This window comes from Pseudoclavibacter sp. RFBI5 (assembly GCF_002931395.1).
GTDB lineage: Bacteria > Actinomycetota > Actinomycetes > Actinomycetales > Microbacteriaceae > Pseudoclavibacter.
In genome coordinates this window covers 77,227-101,662 of record NZ_PSYA01000008.1, presented here as the reverse complement: position 1 = coordinate 101,662, position 24,436 = coordinate 77,227, and the positions used below count along the sequence as shown (strand labels likewise).

At 68.2% G+C, this 24,436-nt stretch carries 18 protein-coding genes; 5 read left to right on the top strand and 13 right to left on the bottom strand.

Features of this window, described 5'->3' with window-relative positions; all coding sequences use genetic code 11:
* Positions 1–16: 16 nt before the first annotated feature.
* From C5E06_RS06440 to lepA, 3 genes are read right to left on the bottom strand one after another with little or no spacing between them, the layout of a single operon-like run.
* The gene (locus C5E06_RS06440; protein WP_104240863.1) at positions 17–1,690 is read right to left on the bottom strand and encodes a ribonuclease J; all 1,674 of its coding nucleotides are present in this window, start codon (positions 1,688–1,690) and stop codon (positions 17–19) included.
* A gap of 48 nt (positions 1,691–1,738) precedes the next feature.
* Positions 1,739–2,713: a 4-hydroxy-tetrahydrodipicolinate synthase gene (dapA, locus tag C5E06_RS06435; RefSeq protein ID WP_104240862.1), complete on the bottom strand. Its 975-nt coding sequence runs from the start codon at positions 2,711–2,713 to the stop codon at positions 1,739–1,741.
* Positions 2,714–2,768: 55 nt separating this feature from the next.
* Positions 2,769–4,613 (bottom strand): translation elongation factor 4, encoded by a 1,845-nt coding sequence (gene lepA, locus C5E06_RS06430; RefSeq protein WP_104240861.1) that lies wholly within the window; start codon positions 4,611–4,613, stop codon positions 2,769–2,771.
* Between the two features lie 109 nt (positions 4,614–4,722).
* Between lepA and C5E06_RS06425 the strand changes: the two genes are divergently transcribed.
* The 3 genes from C5E06_RS06425 (at position 4,723) to C5E06_RS06415 (ending at position 7,312) form a co-directional block, all read left to right on the top strand.
* On the top strand, positions 4,723–6,336 hold the full coding sequence (locus C5E06_RS06425; RefSeq protein ID WP_104306361.1) for an ABC-F family ATP-binding cassette domain-containing protein: 1,614 nt from the start codon (positions 4,723–4,725) through the stop codon (positions 6,334–6,336).
* Positions 6,337–6,450: 114 nt separating this feature from the next.
* Positions 6,451–6,711 (top strand): 30S ribosomal protein S20, encoded by a 261-nt coding sequence (gene rpsT, locus C5E06_RS06420; RefSeq protein WP_068493103.1) that lies wholly within the window; start codon positions 6,451–6,453, stop codon positions 6,709–6,711.
* A 10-nt stretch (positions 6,712–6,721) separates the two neighbouring features.
* Positions 6,722–7,312 (top strand): DUF1697 domain-containing protein, encoded by a 591-nt coding sequence (locus C5E06_RS06415; protein ID WP_104306360.1) that lies wholly within the window; start codon positions 6,722–6,724, stop codon positions 7,310–7,312.
* 287 nt (positions 7,313–7,599) lie between these two features.
* Here C5E06_RS06415 and holA read toward each other — a convergent pair whose 3' ends face one another.
* The 8 genes from holA to C5E06_RS06375 all read right to left on the bottom strand — a co-directional run bounded on the left by holA (position 7,600) and on the right by C5E06_RS06375 (position 20,793).
* Positions 7,600–8,613 (bottom strand): DNA polymerase III subunit delta, encoded by a 1,014-nt coding sequence (gene holA / locus C5E06_RS06410; RefSeq protein ID WP_104298950.1) that lies wholly within the window; start codon positions 8,611–8,613, stop codon positions 7,600–7,602.
* A 99-nt stretch (positions 8,614–8,712) separates the two neighbouring features.
* Positions 8,713–11,181, bottom strand: coding sequence for a ComEC/Rec2 family competence protein (locus tag C5E06_RS06405; RefSeq protein WP_104306359.1), 2,469 nt, complete (start codon positions 11,179–11,181; stop codon positions 8,713–8,715).
* Between the two features lie 26 nt (positions 11,182–11,207).
* Positions 11,208–11,879, bottom strand: a complete 672-nt coding sequence (locus C5E06_RS06400; protein ID WP_258063087.1) for a ComEA family DNA-binding protein — start codon at positions 11,877–11,879, stop codon at positions 11,208–11,210.
* A 444-nt stretch (positions 11,880–12,323) separates the two neighbouring features.
* Complete coding sequence (gene leuS / locus C5E06_RS06395; protein ID WP_104306358.1) at positions 12,324–14,873, bottom strand: leucine--tRNA ligase; 2,550 nt, start codon at positions 14,871–14,873, stop codon at positions 12,324–12,326.
* A 111-nt stretch (positions 14,874–14,984) separates the two neighbouring features.
* Positions 14,985–16,664 (bottom strand): thiol reductant ABC exporter subunit CydC, encoded by a 1,680-nt coding sequence (gene cydC, locus C5E06_RS06390; protein WP_104306357.1) that lies wholly within the window; start codon positions 16,662–16,664, stop codon positions 14,985–14,987.
* On the bottom strand, positions 16,661–18,334 hold the full coding sequence (gene cydD / locus C5E06_RS06385) for a thiol reductant ABC exporter subunit CydD (protein ID WP_104306356.1): 1,674 nt from the start codon (positions 18,332–18,334) through the stop codon (positions 16,661–16,663). The genes cydC and cydD overlap by 4 nt, the downstream gene beginning before the upstream one ends.
* Positions 18,335–18,337: 3 nt before the next feature.
* Positions 18,338–19,366, bottom strand: coding sequence for a cytochrome d ubiquinol oxidase subunit II (gene cydB / locus C5E06_RS06380; RefSeq protein WP_104240853.1), 1,029 nt, complete (start codon positions 19,364–19,366; stop codon positions 18,338–18,340).
* The gene (locus C5E06_RS06375; protein WP_104240852.1) at positions 19,366–20,793 is read right to left on the bottom strand and encodes a cytochrome ubiquinol oxidase subunit I; all 1,428 of its coding nucleotides are present in this window, start codon (positions 20,791–20,793) and stop codon (positions 19,366–19,368) included. The genes cydB and C5E06_RS06375 overlap by 1 nt, the downstream gene beginning before the upstream one ends.
* Before the next feature lie 249 nt (positions 20,794–21,042).
* Here C5E06_RS06375 and C5E06_RS06370 point away from each other — a divergent pair, with 249 nt between their 5' ends.
* Together C5E06_RS06370 and C5E06_RS06365 are read left to right on the top strand one after the other, a co-directional pair.
* Positions 21,043–21,780 carry a DedA family protein gene (locus C5E06_RS06370; RefSeq protein WP_104306355.1) on the top strand — a complete coding sequence of 246 codons (738 nt, stop codon included), beginning with the start codon at positions 21,043–21,045 and terminating at the stop codon, positions 21,778–21,780.
* A 4-nt stretch (positions 21,781–21,784) separates the two neighbouring features.
* Positions 21,785–22,933 (top strand): phosphatase domain-containing protein, encoded by a 1,149-nt coding sequence (locus C5E06_RS06365; RefSeq protein ID WP_308471415.1) that lies wholly within the window; start codon positions 21,785–21,787, stop codon positions 22,931–22,933.
* Here the strand turns inward: C5E06_RS06365 and C5E06_RS06360 are convergent.
* A complete protein-coding gene (locus C5E06_RS06360; RefSeq protein ID WP_104240850.1) occupies positions 22,930–23,436 on the bottom strand; it encodes an HtaA domain-containing protein in 507 nt (168 codons plus the stop codon). The two genes, C5E06_RS06365 and C5E06_RS06360, sit on opposite strands and share 4 nt — an antisense overlap.
* Positions 23,437–23,489: 53 nt before the next feature.
* Complete coding sequence (locus tag C5E06_RS06355; RefSeq protein ID WP_104240849.1) at positions 23,490–24,419, bottom strand: AEC family transporter; 930 nt, start codon at positions 24,417–24,419, stop codon at positions 23,490–23,492.
* Positions 24,420–24,436 lie beyond the last annotated feature (17 nt).

Genomic DNA, 24,436 nt, shown 5'->3' with positions numbered 1-24,436 from the left:
CTCCCGGGGCCTGAGGTCAGGCCTCGATGACCACCGGGATGATCATCGGGTGACGGCGGTGCTTCGTGTTGACCCAGCGGCCGATCGTGCGTCGCACGACCTGCGAGAGCTGGTAGGAGTTCGAGTTGCCCGCCTCGACGGCTTCCTTGAGCGCCTTCTGGATGCCCGGGATGATGTCGTCGAAGACGGCCTCGTCCGGCGCGAACCCGCGCGCGTGGATCTCCGGGCCGACGAGGATGTTGCCGGTGGCCGCCTCGACGACGGTGAAGATGGAGATGAACCCCTCTTCAGCGAGGATGCGGCGGTCCTTGAGATCCGCGTCGGTGATGGTGCCGACCGTGGATCCGTCGACGTAGATGAAGCCGATGTCGAGCTGCGCGACCTGGCGCGCGATGCCGTCCCGCATATCGATGACGGCGCCGTTCTCGACGACCAGCACGTTCTCGTCCGCGATGCCGGACTTCTTCGCGATCTCGGCGTTGGCGACGAGGTGTCGGATCTCGCCGTGCACGGGCATGACCTGACGCGGCTGCAGGATGTTGTAGCAGTAGAGCAGCTCGCCTGCCGCGGCGTGACCAGACACGTGCACGTTCGCGTTCGCCTTGTGCACCACGTTCGCGCCGAGCTTGATGAGCGCGTTGATGACGCGGAACACCGAGTTCTCGTTGCCCGGGATGAGGCTCGAGGCGAGGATGACGGTGTCGTCCTCCCCCACCTCGATGGCGTGCGTCTTGGACGCGATGCGGCTGAGGACGGCCATGGGCTCGCCCTGCGACCCCGTCGACATGAAGACGATCTGGTCGTCGGGCAGATTGAGCGCCTTCTTGTGGTCGATGAGCACGCCCTGCGGCACGTTGAGGTAGCCGAGCTCGGACGCGATGCCCATGTTGCGCACCATGGAGCGGCCCATGAGCGCGACGCGACGACCGTTGGCCGCGGCGGCGTCGATGACCTGCTGCACGCGGTGCACGTGGCTCGAGAAGCTCGCGACGACGACCTTGCCCTTGGTCCGCGAGATGACGTCCTCGATGACCGGGCCGATGTTGCGCTCGGTCGGCGTGAAGCCCGGGACCTCGGCGTTGGTGGAGTCGGCCATGAAGAGGTCGATGCCCTCCTCGCCGAGGCGAGCGAAGGCGCGGAGGTCCGTGAGGCGACCGTCGAGCGGCAGCTGGTCCATCTTGAAGTCGCCCGTGTGGAGCACCGTGCCGGCGTCCGTCGTGATGTGCACGGCGAGCGCATCCGGGATGGAGTGGTTGACGGCCACGAACTCGAGCGTGAAGGGCCCCATCTCCTCGATCTGCCCTTCGGCGACCGTGAGCGTGTACGGCTTGATGCGGTGCTCCTTGAGCTTCGCCTCGACGAGGGCGAGCGTCAGCGTGGAGCCGATCAGCGGGATGTCCGGCTTGAGGCGGAGGATGTACGGCACCGCTCCGATGTGGTCCTCGTGTCCGTGCGTCAGCACGATGCCCACGACGTCGTCCAGACGAGCGCGGATCGAGTCGAAGTCGGGCAGGATCAGGTCGACGCCGGGCTGCGTCTCTTCTGGGAAGAGCACGCCGCAGTCGACGATGAGGATCTTGCCGTCGATCTCGAACGTCGCCATGTTGCGGCCGACCTCGCCCAGTCCGCCGAGCGGGATGATCCGCATCGAGCCTGGTGCGAGCTTGGGAAGGTGTTCGGTCTTTGTCATATGAGCCTTCAGGAAGTCAGCGTTGCCGCTGGTGAGGTGAGGGTCGAATCAGCGGGTTGTGCCTGGGATGCGCGGGAGCGCACCACCCGCGGCCGCGTTGCGGTCAGGCCGGAAGTTCGTGAAGCTCGCGCCTTCGACGTCGCGAACCAGGTCGAGCTCGTCCTCGATGAGGGCGGCTTCCCACTCCTCCGGGCCGACGAGCGGCAACCGGACGCGGGGGGACTGGATGCGGCCGAGGCCGTGCAGGATGTACTTGGTCGCCACGGTTCCCGGAACGTGGGTCATGGTGGCTCGCACGAGCGGCTCGAGGCGCTGGTGCGCGTCCGTCGCGGTGCGCAGGTCGCCCGCGTTGACGGCGTCGACCATCATGCGGTACGGCTGCGACGCGATGTTGGCGGTCACGCCGATGAGGCCCGTCGCGCCGATCGAGAGCAGCGGGAGTGTGTTGGCGTCGTCTCCCGAGAAGTAGAGCAGCTCGGTCTGGTTGAGCACGCGGGACACCTGAGCGAGGTCGCCCTTCGCGTCCTTCACCGCGATGATGTTCGGGTGCTTGGCGAGGCGCAGGATCGTCTCGTAGGTGATCGGGATGCCCGTGCGGCCCGGGATGTCGTAGAGGATGAGCGGCAGGTCGGTCGCGTCCGCGATCATGCGGAAGTGCGTGAGCACCCCAGCCTGCGTCGGCTTGTTGTAGTACGGCGTGACGGCCATGACGCCGTCGGCGCCGGCATCCGCCGACTGCTTCGCGAGCTGGATGGCGTGTGCCGTCTCGTTCGACGGTCCACCCGTGATGATCTTCGCGCGCCCGGCCGAGACCTCTTTGCCCACGACGACGAGCTTGAGCTTCTCGGCGTCCGTGAGCGTCGACGTCTCACCGGTCGTGCCGGTGACGACGATGCCGTCAGCGCCGGCCGAGATGACGTCGTCGATGTGCTTCTCGACTCCCGCCCAATCGACTTCGCCGTCGTGCGTCATCGGAGTCACGAGTGCAACGAGCACCTGGCCGAAAGGGTTGTCCTGTTCCATCACGTCTCTCAGGCTACTTCCACTAGGTAAAGACTGGGTCTTGGTGTCGAGCTTGCTATTTCTTCTTCTCTACATCGCCGCTCAGCGCCGCGATGAAGGCTTCCTGCGGCACTTCCACGCGTCCGACCATCTTCATGCGCTTCTTGCCGGCCTTCTGCTTCTCCAGCAGCTTGCGCTTGCGGGAGATGTCGCCGCCGTAGCACTTCGCGAGCACGTCCTTGCGGATGGCGCGGATCGTCTCGCGGGCGATGATGCGGGCGCCGATGGCGGCCTGGATGGGCACCTCGAACTGCTGGCGCGGGATGAGCTTGCGGAGGCGCTCGGTCATCAGCAGCCCGTAGGCGTACGCCTTGTCCTTGTGGATGACGGCACTGAACGCGTCCACGCGCTCGCCCTGCAGCAGGATGTCGACCTTCACGAGGTCGGCGACCTGGTCGCCCATCGGCTCGTAGTCGAGGGACGCGTACCCCTGCGTCCGGCTCTTGAGCTGGTCGAAGAAGTCGAAAACGATCTCGCCGAGCGGCATCGAGTAGCGCAGCTCGACGCGCTCCTCGCTGAGGTAGTCCATGCTGATGAGCGCTCCGCGCTTGCCCTCGCACAGCTCCATGATCTTGCCCACGTAGTCCTTCGGAGCGAGGATCGCGGCGCGCATCATCGGCTCGCGAACCTCGAGGATCTTGCCCTCTGGGTACTCGCTGGGGTTCGTGACGGTGTGGAGCTGCTTGTCCTCCGTCTTGACCTCGTAGACGACCGAGGGCGCGGTCGTGATGAGGTCGAGATCGAACTCGCGCATGAGGCGCTCGGTGACGATCTCCAGGTGGAGGAGGCCGAGGAATCCGACGCGGAACCCGAAGCCGAGCGCCACCGATGTCTCGGGCTCGTAGTTGAGCGCCGCATCCGAGAGCTTGAGCTTGTCCAGCGCCTCGCGGAGCTCGGGGTAGTCGCCCGCGTCGATCGGGTACAGGCCGGAGAAGACCATCGGCTTCGGCTCCGTGTAGCCGGGGAGCGGGTCGTCGGATGGACGCGTGCTGCCCGTCACGGTGTCGCCCACCTTCGAGAGACGCACGTCCTTCACGCCCGTGATGAGGTAGCCGACCTCGCCGACGCCGAGGCCCTTGGCCACGGTGGGCTCTGGCGACGAGACGCCGATCTCGAGCATCTCGTGCGTGGAACCGGTCGACATCATCTTGATCTTGTCGCGCGCCTTGAGCTCGCCGTCGACGACGCGGACATACGTGACGACGCCGCGGTAGGCGTCGTAGACCGAGTCGAAGATCATCGCGCGAGCGGGGGCATCCGCCACACCGACCGGCGCTGGGATGCGCTCGACGACACGGTCGAGCAGCTCCTCGACTCCCATGCCGGTCTTGCCGCTCACGCGCAGCACGTCGTCGGGGTCGCCGCCGATGAGGTTCGCGATCTCTGCCGCGAAGCGATCAGGGTCGGCGGCAGGCAGGTCGATCTTGTTCAGGACCGGGATGATCTCGAGGTCGTTCTCCATCGCCAGGTACAGGTTCGCGAGCGTCTGGGCCTCGATGCCCTGCGCCGCATCCACCAGCAGGATGGCTCCTTCGCAGGCCGCGAGCGAGCGCGAGACCTCGTAGGAGAAGTCGACGTGGCCGGGCGTGTCGATCATATTGAGCGCGAACGTGTCGCCCTCGACGGCCCACGGCATGCGGACCGCCTGGCTCTTGATCGTGATGCCGCGCTCCCGCTCGATGTCCATGCGGTCGAGGTACTGTGCACGCATGGCGCGGTCGTCGACGGAGCCCGTGAGCTGCAGCATCCTGTCGGCCAGGGTGGACTTGCCGTGGTCGATGTGGGCGATGATGCAGAAATTGCGGATCCGGGCGGGGTCGGTCTGAGCCGGCTCGAGCGGAGTGGAGGCGCGTGGTGACATGGTGTCGCCTATTCTCCCATGAGCCGCGCACCCAGCGCTCATCGCCCGGCGCTTCAGCGCGCAGCCAGCGTGCGCACCGCCAGAGAACGGCCCAGGAAGGCACCACCGCATGAGTCTCATCCGCCTCAACGACGTCGAGGTCGGCTTCGGCCCCTCCCCCGTGCTCAAGGAGATCTTCCTCACCCTCGACCGGGGGGATCGAGTCGGACTCATCGGGCAGAACGGCTCAGGGAAGTCGACGCTGCTGAAGCTCATCCTCGAGCAGGTCTCGCCCGACACGGGCACCGTCTCGATCGATGACGGCGTGCGCATCGGCTACTTCTCGCAGTTCTCCGAGCTGGACGGCTCGTCGACGATCCTCGAGACGCTGGAGACGCTCTTCTCGCACGTGCACGACATGGAGGCGGAGCTCGCCGAGATCGACGCCGCCATCGCCGCCGAGCCAGACGCCGATACGCTCGACCGCCTCATCCTGCGCCAATCCGAGCTCTTCGAGGAGATGGACCGCGCGGACGGCTGGGACTACAAGCGCCACATCGACACCGCCCTCACGAAGCTCGGCTTCAACGAGGCACACCGCACGAGCCCCATCGAGAAGCTCTCCGGCGGCTGGCGCAACCGCGCGGCGCTCGCCAAGCTCCTGCTCGAGCAGCCCGACGTGCTGCTCCTCGACGAGCCCACCAACTTCCTCGACGTCGCAGGCGTCGAGTGGCTCGAGACCTGGTTCCGCTCGTTCCGCGGCGCCGCGATCATCGTGTCGCACGACCGCACGTTCCTGGACGCGGTGGTCACGCGCATCCTCGAGGTCGAGAACCTGCACCTGCACGAATACCCGGGCGACTTCGGCGAGTACGTCATCCAGAAGCAGTTCCGGCTCAAGACCCTGCAGGCGCAGTTCGTCCACGAGGCCGAGCTGCTCGCCTTCGAGGCGGAGGGCATCTCCGACCGCCGCGAAGCAGCGAAGGCTGGCGGCAAGGGACTCGGCAAGCGCCTCTCGAGCATCAAGAAGAAGCGAGCGCCGCGGCCCGTCGACGAGATCGTGACCGAGATCTACGGCTCGCTGCACGTCAAGGATGTGCTCGCCCGCGTCTCGGGCCTCGGCAAGAGCTACGGCGACCGGACCCTCTTCGACGACGTGACCTTCGAGGTGCACCGCGGCGACCGCATCGCCGTCATCGGGCCCAACGGCAGCGGCAAGTCGACGCTCCTGCGCGTCCTCACGGGCGAGGAGTCCGGCGACGTCGGCCGGGTCGACTGGCCGAACGGCGTGAAGGTCGTCTCGTACAACCAGGTGCTCGCGGAGCTCGACGAGTCCGACACGGTGTCGCACTCGGTGAACGCCATGCCGGACAGCATCGCGCTGCGGGCGACGAAGAAGTCCGTCGCCCGGTTCCTCAGCATGTTCCGCTTCAGCGAGGCCGAGCTGAAGTCCCGCATCGGCACCCTCTCGGGTGGCCAGCGGGCGCGAGTCGCGATGGCGCAGTGCCTGCTGTCGGGCGCATCCGTGCTGGTGCTCGACGAGCCGACGAACCACCTCGACCTGCCGAGCACGCAGGTCATGGAGCGCGCGCTCGTGCACTTCCCCGGCGCCGTCATCGTCGTCAGCCACGACCGGTTCTTCATCGACAAGGTCGCCACGGGGACCGTCGTGTTCGGCACGAAAACGGATGCTCCAGCCGAGCTCGAGATCACCATCGCCGATTCAGGTACCGACGTCGCCTGAAGCCTGGTAGAGTTTCTGTTTGGCTTACGCGTCGCCCACTCGGCGCGGATTGGCGGCACGGCCCTCTTCCGTGCGGCACCGTTCCAGTACACCTTCCTGTAAGAAAGAAGCAACGTGGCAAATATCAAGTCGCAGATCAAGCGCATCGGCACCAACCGCAAGGCGACCGAGCGCAACCGCGCCTACAAGAGCGAACTCCGCACGGCTATCCGTCGCGTTCGCTCGGCTGTCTCCGAGGGCAACAAGGAGCAGGCTGAGCTCGCGCTCACCTTCGCTGCCAAGAAGCTCGACAAGGCCGTCTCCAAGGGCGTCATCCACAAGAACCAGGCAGCGAACCGCAAGTCGGCCATCGCCAAGACGGTCGCAGCGCTCTAAGCCTCCTGTCATGCCGACATCGACCCCCGCATCCTCTTCCGAGGTGCGGGGGTCGATTCGTCGTATCGCGCTCCTGCAGAGCATCAACCTCGGCCAGCATCGAAAGCTGCCGATGGCCGAGCTCAGGCATGCCCTCGAGGCCGCCGGGCACACCAGCATCGCGACGGTCCTGCAGACCGGCAACGTGCTGCTCGACGCTCCGGCAGCGGTCACGAACACCGAGCTCGAGACGCGGCTCCGGACCGAGATCGCGGCCGCCTTCGACCTCGACGTGCCCACGCTCGTCCGCGACGCCGACGAGTGGCGGGCGGTCGTCGAACACGATCCGTTCCGCCAGTTCGATCCCCACCCGAGCCGCCTCGTCGTCGTGTTCTGCGCCGAGCCGCCGCTGGAACGTGTCGAGGCGCTGCTCGAGGGCATCGACCTCAAGGATGATCGGTGGGTCGCGCGCGGACGCGAGCTGTACGTGTCCTGCCCGAACGGGCAGATCGAGAGCCCGGTGCTGCAGCGCCTCGGCCGCCCGAAGAGCTCGGACACGTCGAGCGGGCCGGCCACGGTGCGCACCTGGGGCACGGTGCTGCGGGTCGCGGCCAAGCTCTAGCGTCAGTGCATCCGCGGCCCACCTTCAGGCGACGGAGCATCCCGGCCACCACCTGACCAACTTGCGTGATCAGAAGCGCTCCCAGCGACGCTGGTGCCCCGCGAGCGCCGTTCCATCACGGAAGTTGGCCCGCGGACCCGCCGGAGGTGGCCGGAACCGCCGCACAGACCATCCCGGCCACCACCAGACCACCTGACCAACTTGCGTGATCAGAAGCGCTCCCAGCGACGCTGGTGCCCCGCGAGCGCCGTTCCATCACGGAAGTTGGCCCAGGTGCGCGGCTGCGGTCAGACGTCGCGCAGGGCGATGCAGCGCAGCATCCGCTCGACGGCGAACTGCGGGTCTCTCCCCGCCCCCTTGACGGCGTGGTCGGTCTCAGCGACCAGCGTGATCGCGCGTCCGAGGGATGCGTCGTCCCAGTCGCGGAGTTCGCGGCGAGCCTGGCCGACCTGCCACGGCGACGCGCCTGCGCGGCTGGCGATCTGCGCGTCCGAGCCGCTGAGTCCCTGCACCTTCGCCATGATGCGCAGCTTCGAGGCGACGGCCGAGACGATGGGCACCGGGTGCAGGCCGGTCGAGAAGCCGTGGCGCACCAGCGCCAGCGCGTCGCGGACTCGCCCAGCGAGTGCGGCGTCCGCGATCTTGAACCCGGTCGTCTCGACGCGGCCGCCGAAGTACTTGTCGACGTGCTCGTCGGTGATGGTGTCACTCGTGACGGTCAGCAGCTGGCGAGCAGCGCCGATGAGCTCAGCGAGGTCGGTGTTGAATGCGGCAACAAGCAGCGAGGCAGCCTGCGGCTCGATGCGTCGGCCAGCGTTGCGCACCTCGGCGACGACGACGTCCACGAGCTCGCTCGGCTTTGGCTTCTGGCAGTCGATCTCGACGGCGACATCCTTCGCGCCCCGCACGGCATCCAGGAGCTTCTTCCCGCGCACTCCCCCACCGTGCCGGAGCACGAGCGTCGCGCCTTCGACGGGCATCTTCGTGTAGGCGACCACGTCGGCGATGAGTGCGTCCGTGCACTGCTGCACGCCTCGGATGATGACCAGGCGCGGTTCGAAGAACAGCGATGGGCTGACGAGGGTCGTGAGGTGCCCGCCTGCGTAGCCGGAGGCCTCGATCTCCGTGATCTCGAGGTCAGGTGACTCTGCACGGAGCACATCGCGGAGCCGTGTGATCGCGGTCTCGGCGAAGTAATCCTCCGGGCCGCTCACCAGCACGATGCCAGCAGGCCGCACCTCCCGGTGGGTGAGGACGGGAATCGCCCTCTTGGGGGTGCTCGCCCGCTTCGCCTGTGCCATAGCTCAATGGTAACGACGCGCATCTGGCCGTGCGACCGAGGCCTCGATCTGTTGAACCGGGCTAGGAGGATTCGACGCGTCGGTTGTGGGCGGCGAGGATCACCCTGACCGCGCTCTGAGTGCGGGCGGCGGCGCGAATCGCCCTCGGGCTCGCGGGGCCGTGGCGACTCCCGCCACAGCGGGAGGGTCCGAACCTCCGTGACCTCCCTCGCCGATGACGATGGTGCCGAGCTCGTCGGTGCGCAGCGGCCGCGTGCCTGCCGCGGTGAGCATCCCGAGGGCCGCGTCCGTCGGGTGGCCATAGCCGTTGTCTGCTCCCACCGAGACGAGTCCGATCGACGAGGAGAGCTCTTCGTAGAGCTGCGCGCTCTGGTCGCGCGAGCCGTGGTGCGCCATCTTGACGATGTCGGCCCGCGGGTGCGGGTGCTCGCGCAGCAGGCCGCGCTGCGCTTCCTCTCCCAGGTCGGCGAGGGCGGCGAGCGACAGGCAGACCGTCACGCAGGACGTCGTCGGTTCGAGCAGCGTCACGAGACTCCCCTCGTTGCCACCGACACTCGCCGGTTCCCCGCCGCTCCCGCGCTTCGGCCACAGGACGCTCCATGCGAGGTCGCCGAGCGTCCAGGAGTCGCCACTGGCGGCGTAGTGCACCTGGGCACCGGTCACGCGCAGCTCGTCGACGAGCGGCTCCGCTCGCGCCTCGGCAGTATCGGGGACGACAAGCGACCCGACGCCGACGCCGGACTCGAGCAACGCCGTCGCCGCCCCGGTGTGGTCCAGATCAAAGTGCGTGAGCACGAGCAGACGCAGCTCGTCGACGCCGAGCGTCCTCAGACAGGCCAGCAGCGCTTCGGGCTCCGCACCGGTGTCGATGAGCGCCGAGCCGCTCCACGTGGTGACGAGCAGCGCATCCCCCTGTCCGATATCGCACGCCGCATAGCGCCATGCACTTGGGATGCTTCTGCTGAGGTGGACCGCCTGCCCGATGACCGTGCCGACATACGCCACCAGGGCGACGCAGAGCAGGAGCGCCAGCCACGCTCTCCAGCAGTGGAGCAGGACGATGAGCGCGACGACGACGGCGAGACAGAGCAGCGCCCCCGGGAGTCCGCCAGGCCACGGCAGCAGCGCCCCGGGCCAGTCACTGACCGCCATCGCCACAAGTCCGATCCACTGCGCGGGCAGCCAGGCGACCCACAGAAGCGCCTGGCCGAGCCAGGGAGCGGCCCACAAGAGCAGGCAGCCGACCAGCCCGGCGAGCGTCGCCACGGGCGCTGCTGGGGCGGCCAGCACGTTCGCGAGAATGCCGTAGAGCGGCAGTTCCGGGGTCAGGAGCAGCAGCACCGGTTGACACGCGAGCTGCGCCGAGGCGGGCACGGCGAGCATGAGCGCGACGGGCCGTGGCATGACGCGTGCGAGGCGATCGCCGGTCGGGTTCGCGAGCGTCAGCAGCCCGACCGTCGCGAGCACCGAGAGCGCGAAGCCGTAGTCTCGGCTCCGCCAGGGGTCGGCGACGAGCACGACCACCGTGGCGAGGGCGACGAGCGCAAGACCTGTCGACCGACGCGGAGTGGCTTCGAGCACCAGGACGACCATGGCCATGATGCTCGCCCGGATGACGCTGCCCTCCGGGGTGACGAGCGCCACGAACACGGCGAGAACCGCGGCTGCGAGTGCGAGGCGCACTCCTCGCCGCAGCCCGCAGAGGCGAGCGAGGACCAGGGTCGCGGCGACCACGACCGCGCAGTTCGCCCCCGAGACGGCCGTGAGGTGCGTGAGCGCGGCCGTCTTCATCCGCTCGTCCAGCTCGGCCCCGACCAGGCGCGTGTCGCCGACGGACAGCCCCGGGAGCAGCTGCGCTCCGAGACCAGGGAGGGTTCGCGCCGCGTCGACGAACCGGTCTCGCGCCCCTGCGGTGACCTCAAGCAGCCCGCCAGGCGCGGCGACGACGTGCGCCGGAGCATCGAGGAAGACCAGAGCGGCGACGCTGTCGCCCGCGTCCGCAGGACCGAGGACCCCCTCGAGCTCGACCCGTGAGCCGATGGCTGGGAGCCGCTCCCCCGCCGACGTCGGCATGCTCAGCTGGCCGAACGCGAGCAGCGAGGCGCCACTGCCTCCGCTTCTCCCATCGACCTCGAACGAATCGAGGCGCACCTCGAAGTGGGACGGCTCCTGCAACTGCGCGCCGGACCAGCGCCCACGGTCGTCGCCTGGAGCAGCGACGGCACCCTCCCCGACGAGGGTCGTGAGGGTGCCCGTCGCCTGCACCCGAAGCCCCTCCACGGCGCCCGCGCGAAGCGCCTCGGGAGACCTCACGGGATGCTGAGCGCCTGCGCTCACCGCGAGCAGCGCCATGACGGCCGCGACAACGGCGAACGTCGCGAGCGCTGGCCGCAGACGCGCCGCGGCCAGGAGCACGATCGCGAGCAGTGCCAGACCGATGCCGCACACCCAGGCGAGGGAGGGATGCGTGACGCAGATCCAGGCCATGACCCAGGCGCCGGCCGCCGCCGGCACGAGACGCGCGTCTCGACCATCGAGCCGCTCGGCCAGCGCTCCCAGATTCCCCACCTGAACGGCACGATCTTTCCGAGTCGTCACACGGTCACCAGGTCGACGAGCCCCTCGTAGGTGGCGTCCCCGATGCCGGCGACCTCCTTGAGCTCCTCCACAGCACCGAATCCGCCGTTCTGCTCACGGTGGTCGATGATGCGCGACGACATGGCCGGTCCGATCCTCGGCAGCTCTTCGAGCTCGACCGCAGACGCCGTGTTCAGGTTCACGAGGCCACCGCCGGCCGCACCCCCGGCACCGGTCGGCGCCGCTTCCCCTCCGACGGGCTCGGAGGGGGCCTCGCCGATCCGCGGAACCCGCAGCTGCTCGCCGTCGACGAGCGTTCGAGCCATGTTGAGGAGCGACGGGTCGGCGTCGTCGGCAAGACCACCCGCCGCGGCGATCCCGTCGACCACCCTGGCCGTCGACGGCACCTCGTAGACCCCGGGACTCGTGACGGCCCCGACGACGTGGACCAGCAGCGTCGACCCCTCGGAGCTCGGTACGCCGGCAGGCGGTTCCGTTGCGCTCAGCTGGAGGCTCTCGGTCGGCGACACCTCCCCGAGGGCACCGAGACTCGGTGTGGGACGCAGAGCCGCGAGCGTGATCGCCCCGGCGAGCACGACGAGGACAAGCACGACCGCAGCGCCGACCCCGATCCGCAGACGCGGTCGGGGCGGACGCTCGAAGAGGTCGGCCAGCTCGGATTCGGACACCCTCGGACGCTACGACGGCGCGCGCATCCGCTGGCCCGCGAAGTCCCCGCCTGTGGAGAGCGACTCTCGCACAGGGCAGGTGACTGCAGAGTGGGCCGCGAGCGCCCGACGCCCTTCAACCGACCACGCTGTGGAAGCCGTCGATCGCAAGTCTCGGGATGGCTTTCTCGCTTCGGGATGGGTTGCAACCCATCCCGAAGCGAGAAAGCCATCCCGAAACGGGAAAAGAAGCCGATCAGAGGAAAGAAGCCACCTCGAGCGAAGCCACCGCGAGGAAAGCGCCTGCGAGCGAAGCCGCCTCGAGCAAGGCCACCTCGAGGAAAGCGCCTGCGAGGAAAGCCACCGCGAGAAGGCGGTAGACCGGTAAACGCGCAGACGCAGACGCGCCCTCGCTCGGCTGAGCGGGGGCGCGTCTGGCGCCAGGCTTTGGGCGACTGGCTGCTGCTAGCCCTTGACCGCGATGTTCACGAGCTTCGGGGCCCGCACGATGATCTTGACGATCTCGCGGCCGTCGATGGCGGCCTGCACCTTCGGCGAAGAGATGGCGAGCTGCTCGAGCGACGCCTCGTCGATCGTCGGGGGCACATCGAGGCGGTGCCGCACCTTGCCGTTGATCTGGACGACCGCCGTCACCTGGTCCTGCGTGAGCAGCGAGCGAGCCGCGGTCGGCCACTTGACGTGCGAGATGCTGCCCTCGTGGCCGAGTCGCTCCCACATGTCCTCGGCCGCGTGCGGCGCGTACATGTCCAGCACAACCGCGATGGCCTCGGCGGCCTCGCGCACGGCGGGGTCAGCCGGGCCAGCACCCGAGTCGATGGCCTTGCGCGTCGCGTTGGTGAGCTCCATGAGGCGCGCGATCACGACGTTGAACTTGAAGCCGGAGGCCAGCTGCGGGACGTCGGCGAGGAAGCGGTGCGTCTCGCGGCGCAGACCACGGTCGCCCTCGCCGAAGTCGACGCCGACGGGGCTCGTGACCTCGCCGGAGATGCGCCAGGCGCGCGCCAGGAACTTGCCGGAGCCTGCGACGGAGACATCCGCCCAGTCGACGTCGTCTTCCGGCGGGCTCGCGAAGAGCATCGTCAGGCGCACGGCGTCGACGCCGTACTGGTCGAGCTCGGCCGAGAGGCTCACGACGTTGCCCTTGGACTTCGACATCTTCTTGCCGTCCATGACGACCATGCCCTGGTTGAGCAGTGCCGAGAAGGGTTCCGTGAAGTCGACGTGCCCGAGGTCGTAGAGCACCTTCGTGATGAAGCGCGCGTAGAGGAGGTGCAGGATGGCGTGCTCGACGCCGCCCACATACTGGTCGACGGGCGCCCAGCTCGCGGCCGTCTTCTCGTCGAACGCGGCGAGCTCGTTGTTCGGCGAGAGGAAGCGGAGGAAGTACCAGGAGCTGTCGACGAAGGTGTCCATCGTGTCGGTGTCGCGCAGCATCGGCTCGCCCGTCTCCGGGTCGACCGTGTTCACCCAGTCGGTCGCGCCGCCGAGGGGCGAGGCTCCCTTCGGGCGCAGGTCGAGCCCTTCGGCCTCGGGGAGGCGCACGGGCAGCTGGTCCAGCGGCACGGGAACCTCCTTGCCGTCCTCGCCGTGGAGGATCGGGATGGGCGTTCCCCAGTAGCGCTGGCGGGAGATGAGCCAGTCGCGGAGTCGGTAGTTCTTCGCGGCCCGGCCCGTGCCACGCTCGTCGAGGAGCTCGATGGCAGCCTGGATGCCCGAGCGCTTCGAGAGCCCGTCCAGCGGCCCCGAGTTGGTGAGGCGTCCGTCGCCGGACAGCGCCTCCCCGGTCTTGGCGGGGTGGAGGTCTTCGAACTCCGGCATCGACCCGTCTTCGGGGATGATCGGGATGACACCCGTGACGGCCTGCGTGACGTCGACGACCACCTTGACGGGCAGGTCGAACGCGCGTGCGAAGTCGAGGTCGCGCTGGTCGTGTGCGGGCACCGCCATGATCGCGCCCGTGCCGTAGTCGGCGAGCACGTAGTCGGCGGCCCAGATGGGCAGGCGCTCGCCGCTCAGCGGGTTGATGGCGAAGCGACCGAGGTCGACGCCGGTCTTGGGGCGGTCGCTCGACTGGCGGTCGATGGAGTCGAGCGCGCGGGTGTCGGCGAGGTACTTCGCGAAGCGCTCGCGAACCTCCTCGCTCGCGCCCTCGGCTAGCTCGGAGGCGAGGTCGGAATCGGGGGCCACGACCATGAACGTCGCGCCGTAGAGCGTGTCGGGGCGTGTCGTGAACACGGTGACGGGCTCATCCCGCCCCTCGACGACGAAGTCGACGTCAGCGCCGAGCGAGCGCCCGATCCAGTTGCGCTGCATCGTGATGACCTTCTGCGGCCAGTGCCCCTCGAGCTGGTTGAGGTCGTCGATGAGCCGGTCTGCATAGTCGGTGATCTTGAAGTACCACTGGTTGAGCTTCTTCTTCACGACGATCGCGTCGCAGCGCTCGCAGTGCCCGTCGATGACCTGCTCGTTGGCGAGCACCGTCTGGTCGTTGGGGCACCAGTTCACGTCGGAGTACTTGCGGTACGCGAGACCTCGCTCGTACATCTGCAGGAACAGCCACTGGTTCCAGCGGTAGTACTCGGGGTCAGAGGTGTGGATGACGCGGTCCCAGTCGAAGGACGCCGCGTAGCGCTTCATCGACGCGCGCTGCTGCGCGATGTTCTCGTACGTCCAGTCCTTGGGGTCGCCACCGTTCTTGATGGCGGCGTTCTCGGCCGGCAGCCCGAAGGAGTCCCAGCCGATGGGGTGCAGGACGTTGAAGCCCTGGTGGCGCCAGTAGCGAGCGACCGCATCGCCGAGTGCGTACTGCTCGGCGTGACCCATGTGCAGGTCGCCCGACGGGTACGGGAACATGTCGAGGACGTACTTGCGCGGGCGATCGTCACCCTGGAGGTTCGTCGCGAAGGGCTGCAGCTTGTCCCACTCAGCCGACCACTTCGCCTCGAGAGCCTTGAAGTCGTATTCCTGGGGCTCAGCGCCTGTCGCTTCGGTCACAGATTTCTTCTTTCGCGTTGCCGGTTGCTGCACGGAGGGTGGTTCTCGTCGCGGTCGTCTGGCGTCGTCGCGAAGCGCGGGGCTCCTCGCGTCGGACACCAACGACCAAGACTACTCGCCGACGAGCCGAAGCGCGCGTGTGACGAGGGCGGGGTCGAGCGGGGTGTGCGAGATGATCACGACGGAGCGCTGGTCACCGGATGCGGCGAGCAGCTCGGCGACGAGCCTGTCGGCGAGACCCGGGTCGACGTTGGCCGTCGGCTCGTCGAGGATGAGCACCGGGAAGTCGGCCAGGAGGCCGCGGGCGAGCGCGATGCGCTGCGCCTGACCGCCGGAGACGAGCGCGCCGTGCTCGCCGACGCGCGCCTCCAGCCCACCCCGCTCGTCGAGCCATTCGCCGAGGCCGACTCGTTCGAGGACGGCGCTGAGCTCCTCGTCGTCGGCCTCCGGCTTGGCGAAGAGCAGGTTCTGCCTGATGCTCTCGTCGAAGATGTGGGGCCGTTGCTCGATGAGGCCGACGACGGACCGCACCTGCGCGGGCGCGTACGCCTTCGCCTCCACGCCGTTGACTCGGTACGAGCCCTCGTAGTCGAGGAACCGCACGAGCACGTTGGCGAGCGTCGTCTTGCCTGCGCCGGACTCGCCCTCGACCAGCAGCCGATCGCCGGGAGCCAGCTCGAGCGAGACGGAGCTGATCGCGGGCTCGGGCGCACCTGGCCACGCTGCCGAGACGCCTTCCAGGGTCAGCGTCACCGGCAGGCTCGGGTCGGCGCGAGGGGCGGGCAGCGGCTGAGCATCCGGGAGCTCCCTCGGCGCTGACGCCGGTGCCACATCGGCGACTCTGGCGGCGCTGGCCCTGACCTGGCGCCAGGCGGCGACCGCCTGCGGCACCTGCGCGAAGATCTCGAAAAGCGCCATCGGCACGAGCGCGATGAGGGTCAGCATCGGCGCGAGCAGCGTGCCGTCGACGGTGGGGTCGATGCCGACGGCAAGCGCACCCGCCGTCGCGAGTCCGGAGAAGAGCATGACGAGTCCGGCGACGGCGCCGCTCCCCCGTGCCCGGGAGACGAGCGCGTCGCGGAGTCTCGCGTCCGCGGCATCCACCTCGGCGAGCTTCGCGTCGAGCGCCCCGTAAGCCTCGAGCGTCTCGAAATTGGAGACGGTCTCGTAGATGCGGTCGTTGAGGGCCGCCCGGAGCGGCGCGGCTTCGCGGTCGGCGCGCCCCGAGATCGCGAGGTTGGTGGTGGTCGCGACGATCCCCGCGAGCACGAGGCAGATCGCGAGCACGAGTGCGGCCGGGGCGCTCACGAGCCAGATGCCGATGACGGCGAGCGTCGACGTGAGGCCGGCGATGATGAGCGGCTGCGCGACGCGCAGGGGCAGGAACTGCAGCTCGTCGACGTCGCTCACGAGTCGTGTCAGCAGGTCTCCCCGGCGGTGCGTGGCGAGGCCAGCGGGAGCCAGCGGGATGAGACGTTCGAGCACGCCGACGCGCAGCTCGGCGAGCTGCCGGAACGAGGCGTCGTGGCCGAGCAGCCGCTCGACGTAGCGGAACGCCGCTCGCCCGATGGCGAAGGCGCGCACGCCGACGATCGCGATGCCCAGGAGCAGGATGTGGATGATCTCCGACGCCCGGGTCAGCAGGTAGGCGCTCGTCGCGAGCAGCGCCACGGCGCAGATCGCGCTGAGCAGGCCGATGGCGATCGAGGGCCACAGGCGCCGAGCGGAGGGCATCGCAAGACGGAGGATCCGCCGCTCGTCGTCGGAGACGCGTTGCTGATTCCCGGTCATGCGTTCGCCACCGTCTCGAGTCGTTCGATGGTGTGCACCGAGTCGGCGGAGGCGACGAGCGCGCGCCGGTGGCTGACGACGAGCACGGCCCGCCCTTCCTGTGCCAGGCTCCGGAATGCGGCAGCGATGCGCTGCTCCGTGTCGGCGTCGAGCGCCGAGCTCGGCTCGTCGAAGAGCACGACGGGGCAGTCGAGTCGGCGGGCGCGCAGGAGCGTCCGCGCGAGCGCGACGCGCTGGGACTGCCCACCGGACAGACCCGCGCCCGCGACCCCGAGCATCCGGTCGCCGTCGAGGAACTCGAGGCCGGCATCGGCGAGGGCCGCACGGACCTCGTCTGGCCCTGCATCCGGCTGGCCGAGCGCCACGTTCTCGGCGACGGTCCCCTCGATCAGCGAGGCCGACTGGCCCATCCAGGCGATCGCGGCCCTGCGGCGATCGCCCGTGAGCTGCTCGCCGTCGATGGTCACGACACCCGAGGCGCCCACGGTGCCGCGCGCGACGCCGAGCAGCGTCGACTTGCCGGCGCCTGAGGGGCCGACGATGGCCGTCACCTCGCCCGGAGGCACGACGAGGCTGTAGTCGCGGAGGACCGTGCGTCCCTCGTAGCCGACGGTGATGCCGGTGAAGGCGAGGCCTCGGTGCTGGAGGCCTGCGCTGATCGGGCCACCTGCACCTGCTGCAGCAGCAGCGCGCGCATCGCTCGGCGTAGCCGCCCTCTCGGCTTCCTCGATGATCGAAAACACGTCGTCGGAGGCGGCGACGCCGTCCGCGGCCGCATGGAACTGAGCTCCGACCTGGCGCAGCGGCAGGTACACCTCGGGAGCGAGCAGCAGCACGAAGAGCCCGACCTCGAGCGTCATGTCGCGGTTGATGAGCTGGATGCCAATCGTGACGGCGATGAGGGCGACGGACAGGCTCGCCAGCAGCTCGAGCGCGAAGCCGGACATGAAGGAGAGCCTGAGGACCTTCATGGTCGCGACCCGATAGCCGTCGGTGACCTCGCGGATGCGCGCCGGCTGGCGTTCCGCACGGCCGAAGATCTTGAGCGTCGACAGCCCTTCCACGACCTCGAGGAACCCGGTCGCGAGCGTCGACAGCGCAGTCCACTGCCGCTTCTGGACCTTCTCGGTCGCCCAGCCGATGAGGATCATGAAGACGGGGATGAGGGGCAGCGTGATGATGACCGTGATGGCGGATGGGAGGTCCCAGAGCGCCATCACGACGATCAGCACGGGGGCGGCGATCGCCGTCAGGATGAGCTGCGGGAGGTACTTGGCGAAGTACGTGTCGAGGGCGCCGAGGCCTGGGCCGGCAAGCGTCGTGAGCCGGGAGCTGGATGTGCCCGTGAGCCAGGCAGGGCCGAGCTTCGCGATGGACGCGAGCAGCTTGGAGCGCAGCTCGCTCTTCACCTTCGCGGCCGCGCGCGCCGAGATGGCCTCCATACCCCAGGTCGCCGCGCTTCTGACGGCGATCACGACGAGCAGGGCGCCGAACCACGGCAGCAGCTCCACGACGCGCTCGCCAGCGATCGCGGACACGATGAGGTGCGTGACGAGCCAGGCGAAGCCGATGATGGAGGCGGTCTGGACTGCGCCGAGCGCCGCGCCGAGCACGAAGAAGCTTCGTGCCGACGCGGCGTGGCTCAGGAGGCGGGGGTCGAGGGGTTTCACGGGTCAGGCGGCGACGACCGCTGGCTCCTCGTGTGCGTCTCCCGTGATCGTCTTCCTGCTGATGCGCTTGCGGAAGACCCAGAAGGTCCAAGCCTGGTAGCCGAGGACGAACGGGACGATGATGAGCGCCGCCCAGCTCATGATGCCGAGCGTGTAGTCGCTGGACGAGCCGTTGGTGATCGTCAGCGGGTTGGAGGGGTCGAGCGTGTTGGGCAGCAGGTTCGGGAAGAGCGAGGCGAAGAGCGTCAGCACCGCTGCGGCCACGGTCAGCGCGCCGAGCGCGAAGGCGATGCCGTCACGCCCCAGCAGCGTGCTGATGTAGGAGCCGACGAACGCGAGGACGGCGACGAGCGCGAGGGCAAGACCTGCGACCGAGAAGTGCGCGACGACGGTCCAGCCGAGGAAGGCGATCGCGAGCACCGCGACGACGACGCCGACCTTCAGCGCGAGGGATCGTGCACGGTCGCGGATGTCACCTTCCGTCTTCCGAGTGATGAACACCAGCCCATGGTAGAAGAACAGCGTGAGCGTCGTGAGCCCGCCAAGCAGGGCGTACGGGTTCAGCAGGTCGAAGAACGAGCCGATGTAGTTGAAGTTCTCGTCGAGAGCGAGGCCCTGCGTGATGTTCGCGAACGCGACACCCCAGAGGAGGGCCGGGACGGCCGAGCCGACGAAGATCATCCAGTCGAACCACCTCGTCCATTCCACGCCCTTGCCCTGGTGGCGGTACTCGAACGAGACGCCGCGCACGATGAGCGCGAGCAGGATGAGCAGCAGCGGCAGGTAGAAGCCGGAGAAGATCGTCGCGTACCACTCCGGGAAGGACGCGAAGAGTGCCGCTCCGGCCACGATGACCCAGGTCTCGTTGAGGTCCCAGATGGGGCCGATCGTGTTGATGAGCACGCGTCGGTCGGTGTCGTCCTTGCCGATGAACGGGAGGGCGATGCCGACGCCGAAGTCGAAGCCGTCGAGCACGAAGTAGCCGACGAAGAAGAAGGCGACGATCCAGAACCAGAGGACTTGCAGATCCATCAGTAGACGCTCGCTTTCACCTTGACGGCGGCAACGTCATCGACGGTGCCATCTGCGTTGGAATCGAAACTCGGCGGGTCTTCTTGCGCGGCCTTCAGCAGCAGCTTGACCTCGACGACGGCGAGGATCGCGTAGACGAGCGTGAAGGCGACGAGCGAGATGAGCACGCTGAGTCCGCTCACGTTGGGCGAGACGCCCGCCTCCGTCTTGAGGAGGCCGAAGACCAGCCAAGGCTGGCGGCCCATCTCGGTGAAGATCCAGCCGACCGTGATGCCGAGCGTCGGGAACAGCACCGTGAGGATCGCGAGGTTCCACATCCACTTCTTCGGCGGGTTCTTTGCTTTCTTGCGCGTGACCCAGAGACCGGCGACGGCGACCGCGATGGAGGCCATGCCGAAGCCCATCATCCAGCGGAACGCCCAGTAGGTGACCCAGATGACCGGGGCGTAGTCGCCAGGGCCGTAGAGCGCCGTGTACTGGGCCTGCAGGTCGTTGATGCCCTCGACGGTGCCGTCGAAGGTGTGCGTCGACAGGAAGGAGAGGAGGTAGGGGATGCGGATGGAGAACAGCTCGGACGAGCCGTCCGGGGTGCCCCACGTGAAGATCGAGAAGGAGGCGTCTGCGCCGGTCGCGGTCGTGTAGAGCGCCTCGGCCGCGGCCATCTTCATGGGCTGGGCCTCGACCATGGCGAGGCCCAGCTGGTCGCCGCTGAGCATCGTGCCGACGCCGCCGACGAGCATGAACCAGAGGCCGAACTTCAGCGCTGGCTGCATGACGTCGTGGTTCTGGTCGCGCTTCAGGTGCCAGGCGGCGGTCGCGATGATGATCGCCGCGCCCACCATGAGGGAGGCGAAGATCGTGTGCGGCAGCGCCGCCATCGCGACGGGGTTGGTGAGCACCGCGCCGAAGTCGACGAGCTCAGCTCGCCCGTTGGCCTCGTTCATCTCGTAGCCGACCGGGTTCTGCATGAACGCGTTGGCGGCGAGGATGAAGTAGGCGGAGGTCCACGTGCCGATCATCGTGAGCCAGATGGTCGCGAGGTGCAGCTTCGGCGGCAGCTTGTCCCAGCCGAAGATCCACAGGCCGATGAACGTGGCCTCGAGGAAGAAGGCGACGAGCCCCTCGAACGCGAGCGGCGCACCGAAGACGTCGCCGACGAAGCGCGAGTAGTCGGACCAGTTCATGCCGAACTGGAACTCCTGCACGATGCCGGTCACGACGCCCATGGCGAAGTTGATCAGGAACATCTTGCCGAAGAGCTTCGTGAGGCGAAGGTAGGTGACCTTGCCCGTGCGGACCCAGGCCGTCTGCCAGATGGCGATGGCGAGGACCAGCCCAAGAGTGACGGGCACGAAGAGGAAGTGGTAGATGGTCGTGACACCGAACTGCCACCGCGCGAGTATGAGTGGATCCAGCAGGGCGTCCACAGTGCCTCCTGATGCGTCTGAGGTTGGGCGTGATGCCCCGGGATCGCAGCGCGACTCCTGGCCCAATGCTACGCCGCCCCGACTACTACATCGTGTCGAATAGGACACCCTAAGTTCTGCTGTTTTCTCCTTCGGACCAGGTACTTCTACATATTGTAGTGGATGTAACGAAATGATAACGGAGGGGAATCTCCAGGGATGCCAAAGTTCGGGCCCTAGAGTCTGCGACATGGATGCGGGGAGCAGAGCATGAACGAGCTGATCGAGACCGCCCTCCAGTACATCGAGTCCGTGCCTCCGGTGTGGCGGATCGTGCTGGTCGGCGTCGCGATCCTGCTCGAGACGAGCGTGCTCATCGGCCTCATCGTGCCCGGCGAGACGGTCCTGCTCGCCCTGAGCACCGGCATCGACGCACCGCTCCCCTGGGTCCTGACGATCGCAGCCTCCATCGTGGGCGCGCTGCTCGGCGAATCCTTCGGGTTCTGGCTCGGTCGCACGTTCGGCCCGAGGATCCGAGCGTCACGCGTCGGCCGGTGGCTCGGCGACGAACGATGGCAGCGTGCGGAACTCCTCATCCAGCGTCGCGGCGGCCCCGCAGTCCTCATCTCCCGCTTCCTGCCCGTGCTCCACTCACTCGTGCCGCTGACGGCAGGGATGGGCGGCATGCGCTACCGCCGCTTCCTCGCCTGGACCATCCCCGCCTGCGTCATCTGGTCGACGGCCTACGTGAGCGCCGCAGCCGGAGCGTCCGCGAGCTTCCGCGAGCTCTCGTCGTCACTGCATTGGGCTGGCTACCTCTTCGTCGGCGTCATCGTCGTGTTCCTCCTGATCATGTGGCTGGTCAAGCGCGCCGTCGGCAAGGTCATGAACCGCGATCTCGACGAAGCGAACGCGCAGGCTGCCGCTGCATCAGCCACTCCAGCCGCCTCCGACGCCCCGACGGGCCACGACGGCTCAGACGCCGAGACCGCGGGCGTGCGAGGATGAGCGGGTGACGCCGACCTCCGACGCCCAGTCCCCGCTCGAGCGCTGGCTTCTGAGCCTCAAGCCCGTCAGGGCCGTGATCGACAACGCCTTCCGCATCGAGGACCGAGTGCGCCTCGTGCGCGTGAAGCTCGTCCGCAAGCGCGGCTACCTCACGGTCCTCGAGCCCTATACCGGGTACGGGACAACGTCCTGGGTTCGCGCCCTCGCGCGGGTCCACATGGCGCCTCCAGGCAACCGGCGCCGATTCAGCCTCACCAGGCTGCTCAGGCGCAAGCGCCGCGAATCGGTCGTCCGCGGATGGCGGAGCTTCGCGCGCGTCTCCGCAGGCAACGTCCCCGCGACCGTCATCATCGACGGCGTTCGACACTCGGTCAAAGCCGACCGCGGCGGCATCGTGGACATCAACCTGCCCGCGAACCTCAAGCCCGGGTGGAACACCATCACGTTCGAGAGCTTCGACCGCCAGACGAGCACCGCGCCTGTCTTCATCGTCGCCGACGAGCAGCGCGTCGGGCTGCTCTCCGACATCGACGACACCGTCATGGTGACGGCGCTGCCTCGTCCGATGCTCGCAGCCTGGAACACCTTCGTCCTCGACGTGCACGCGCGCACACCGACCCCGGGCATGAGCGTGCTCTCCGAGCGCATCCTGACCTCATTCGGGCGCAGCGAGACCCCCGTCGTCTACCTGTCGACGGGCCCCTGGAACGTCGCCCCGACGCTCGCGCGCTTCCTCGGGCGAAACCTCTACCCCGCCGGTCCGCTCCTGCTCACCGACTGGGGGCCAACCCCGGATCGCATCTTCCGCTCCGGGCTCGAGCACAAGGTCTCCAACCTCGACCGCCTCGCGCGGGAGTTCCCGGACATCAAGTGGATCCTCGTCGGCGACGACGGACAGCATGACGAGCAGATCTACGGCGAGTTCACGAGCCGCCACCCAGATCGCGTGCTCGCGATCGCCATCCGTCAGCTGTCCACCAGCGAGGCAGTGCTGGCGGGTGGACGCGCGGCCAGTGCGCACTGGCGCAAGAACGCGCCCATTCCGTGGGTCTACGCTCCGGACGGCGCGGGACTCGCCAAGCAGCTGACCGAAGCTGGCATCCTGCCCGACCTCACGCAGGCACCGGCACAGGCACCCGACGCGACCCGCTAGGCGGGCTCCTCCCGCGGGGATTGCGCCCTACCCAGGGCGAGCGTGAAGTTCAGGGAGTCCATCTCCGAGTACGGGCGGTACATGCCGTTGAAGACCCTCGAGCCCTCCGGAGTCAGGATCACCCGCACCCCGAGCCACTCGGCGACGTCGTCGCGCACGAGCGGAGTCCCGATCTCGCAGCTGGCGAAGTCGATGAGCTCGCCGCCCTCACCCTGCACGACGAGCCTCGCGTCCTCACCCTCGAAGACGAGCTGCGGGTTCCGGAAGCTGACGTCGAGCATGCCGCCGTGCCCGGTGAGGCGAACGGCTCCGGTGAAGGAGGCGCTGCCCATGGGGGCGTCGCCGGCCAGCCACGCCGAGTCGGTGGCTCCGCGCGGGTAGGCGAACTCCTCGTCGTCGACGAACGCGCCACCCTCGAGCAGCACCTTGCCGCCGGAGCGACGCACGTACTCGACGAAGGACGACTTGATCGGCCATCGCAGTTCCCCGCGCCAGAGCTCCATGCCCCCACGCTAGCCCGCCTCGAATTCGAAGCGCCAGCGGCAATCTGCTCTCGTTACTTCGAGAGCAGCAGCGAGACGACGAAGATGACCGGAACCGACAGGAACGTCGACGCCAGGATCGCTTCGCGCGCGACCCTCATCCCCACCCCGTAGTTGCTGGCGTAGGTGAAGACGTTCTGCGCGGAGGGCAGGGCCGCGGTGACGACCACGATGAGCAGAGCCGCCCCATCGAGGCCGAAGAGCCACGCCCCGATGAGCCAGGCGAGCGCCGGATGCACGAATACCTTGAGCACGGTGGCCACGATCGCAGGAGCCCGCTCTGGCTCCCGGAAGGGGATCGCGTTGCCCCACAGGGACATGCCAAACGCGAGCAGCATGGCAGGAACGCTCATGCCCCCCAGCAGCTCGAGCGGATCAAGCAGGAAGGGCGGGATGGTGATGCCGGATGCGCTCACGACGATGCCGGCGAGCGCACCGATGACGATGGGGTTCCGGAACGGACGCAGCACGATCTGCCACCAGCGGAGCCTCGGCGCGTCCTCGGCCCGCGAGGCGATATCGAGCAGGGTCATGAAGATGGGACCCATGATGAGCTGCTGTCCGAGCATCACCGGAGCGACCAGCGTCGCATCACCGAGGACATACACGGCGATGGGGATGCCGAGGTTGCCGGCATTGACGTAGCTTGCCGCCATCGCACCTGAGGTCGTCGTGCCGAGCCCCCACTTGCGCAGCGCGCCGATGGCGCCGTACACGAGCGCCACGGCGGTCATCGCGATCGCGGTCACGACGAACTGGCTCGAGTAGAGGACCTCGAGGTGCGCGTCGGCCATCAGCGTGAAGAGCAGCGCCGGCGTCGCCACGTTGAACGCGAGCTTCGAGAGACCGGTCTGCCCGGTCTGCCCGAGCACGCCACTGCGTGCCAGGAACACGCCCACCGTGACGATGACGGCGATGACCGCGAATCCCTGAAGAACATTCATAGCTGTCGAAATCGTAT

Coding starts and splice junctions, on each gene's coding strand:
- C5E06_RS06440 (WP_104240863.1), bottom strand. CDS start 1,690: ATGACAAAGACCGAACACCTTCCCAAGCTCGCACCAGGCTCGATGCGG.
- dapA (WP_104240862.1), bottom strand. CDS start 2,713: ATGGAACAGGACAACCCTTTCGGCCAGGTGCTCGTTGCACTCGTGACT.
- lepA (WP_104240861.1), bottom strand. CDS start 4,613: ATGTCACCACGCGCCTCCACTCCGCTCGAGCCGGCTCAGACCGACCCC.
- C5E06_RS06425 (WP_104306361.1), top strand. CDS start 4,723: ATGAGTCTCATCCGCCTCAACGACGTCGAGGTCGGCTTCGGCCCCTCC.
- C5E06_RS06415 (WP_104306360.1), top strand. CDS start 6,722: ATGCCGACATCGACCCCCGCATCCTCTTCCGAGGTGCGGGGGTCGATT.
- holA (WP_104298950.1), bottom strand. CDS start 8,613: ATGGCACAGGCGAAGCGGGCGAGCACCCCCAAGAGGGCGATTCCCGTC.
- cydC (WP_104306357.1), bottom strand. CDS start 16,664: ATGACCGGGAATCAGCAACGCGTCTCCGACGACGAGCGGCGGATCCTC.
- cydB (WP_104240853.1), bottom strand. CDS start 19,366: ATGGATCTGCAAGTCCTCTGGTTCTGGATCGTCGCCTTCTTCTTCGTC.
- C5E06_RS06370 (WP_104306355.1), top strand. CDS start 21,043: ATGAACGAGCTGATCGAGACCGCCCTCCAGTACATCGAGTCCGTGCCT.
- C5E06_RS06360 (WP_104240850.1), bottom strand. CDS start 23,436: ATGGAGCTCTGGCGCGGGGAACTGCGATGGCCGATCAAGTCGTCCTTC.
- C5E06_RS06355 (WP_104240849.1), bottom strand. CDS start 24,419: ATGAATGTTCTTCAGGGATTCGCGGTCATCGCCGTCATCGTCACGGTG.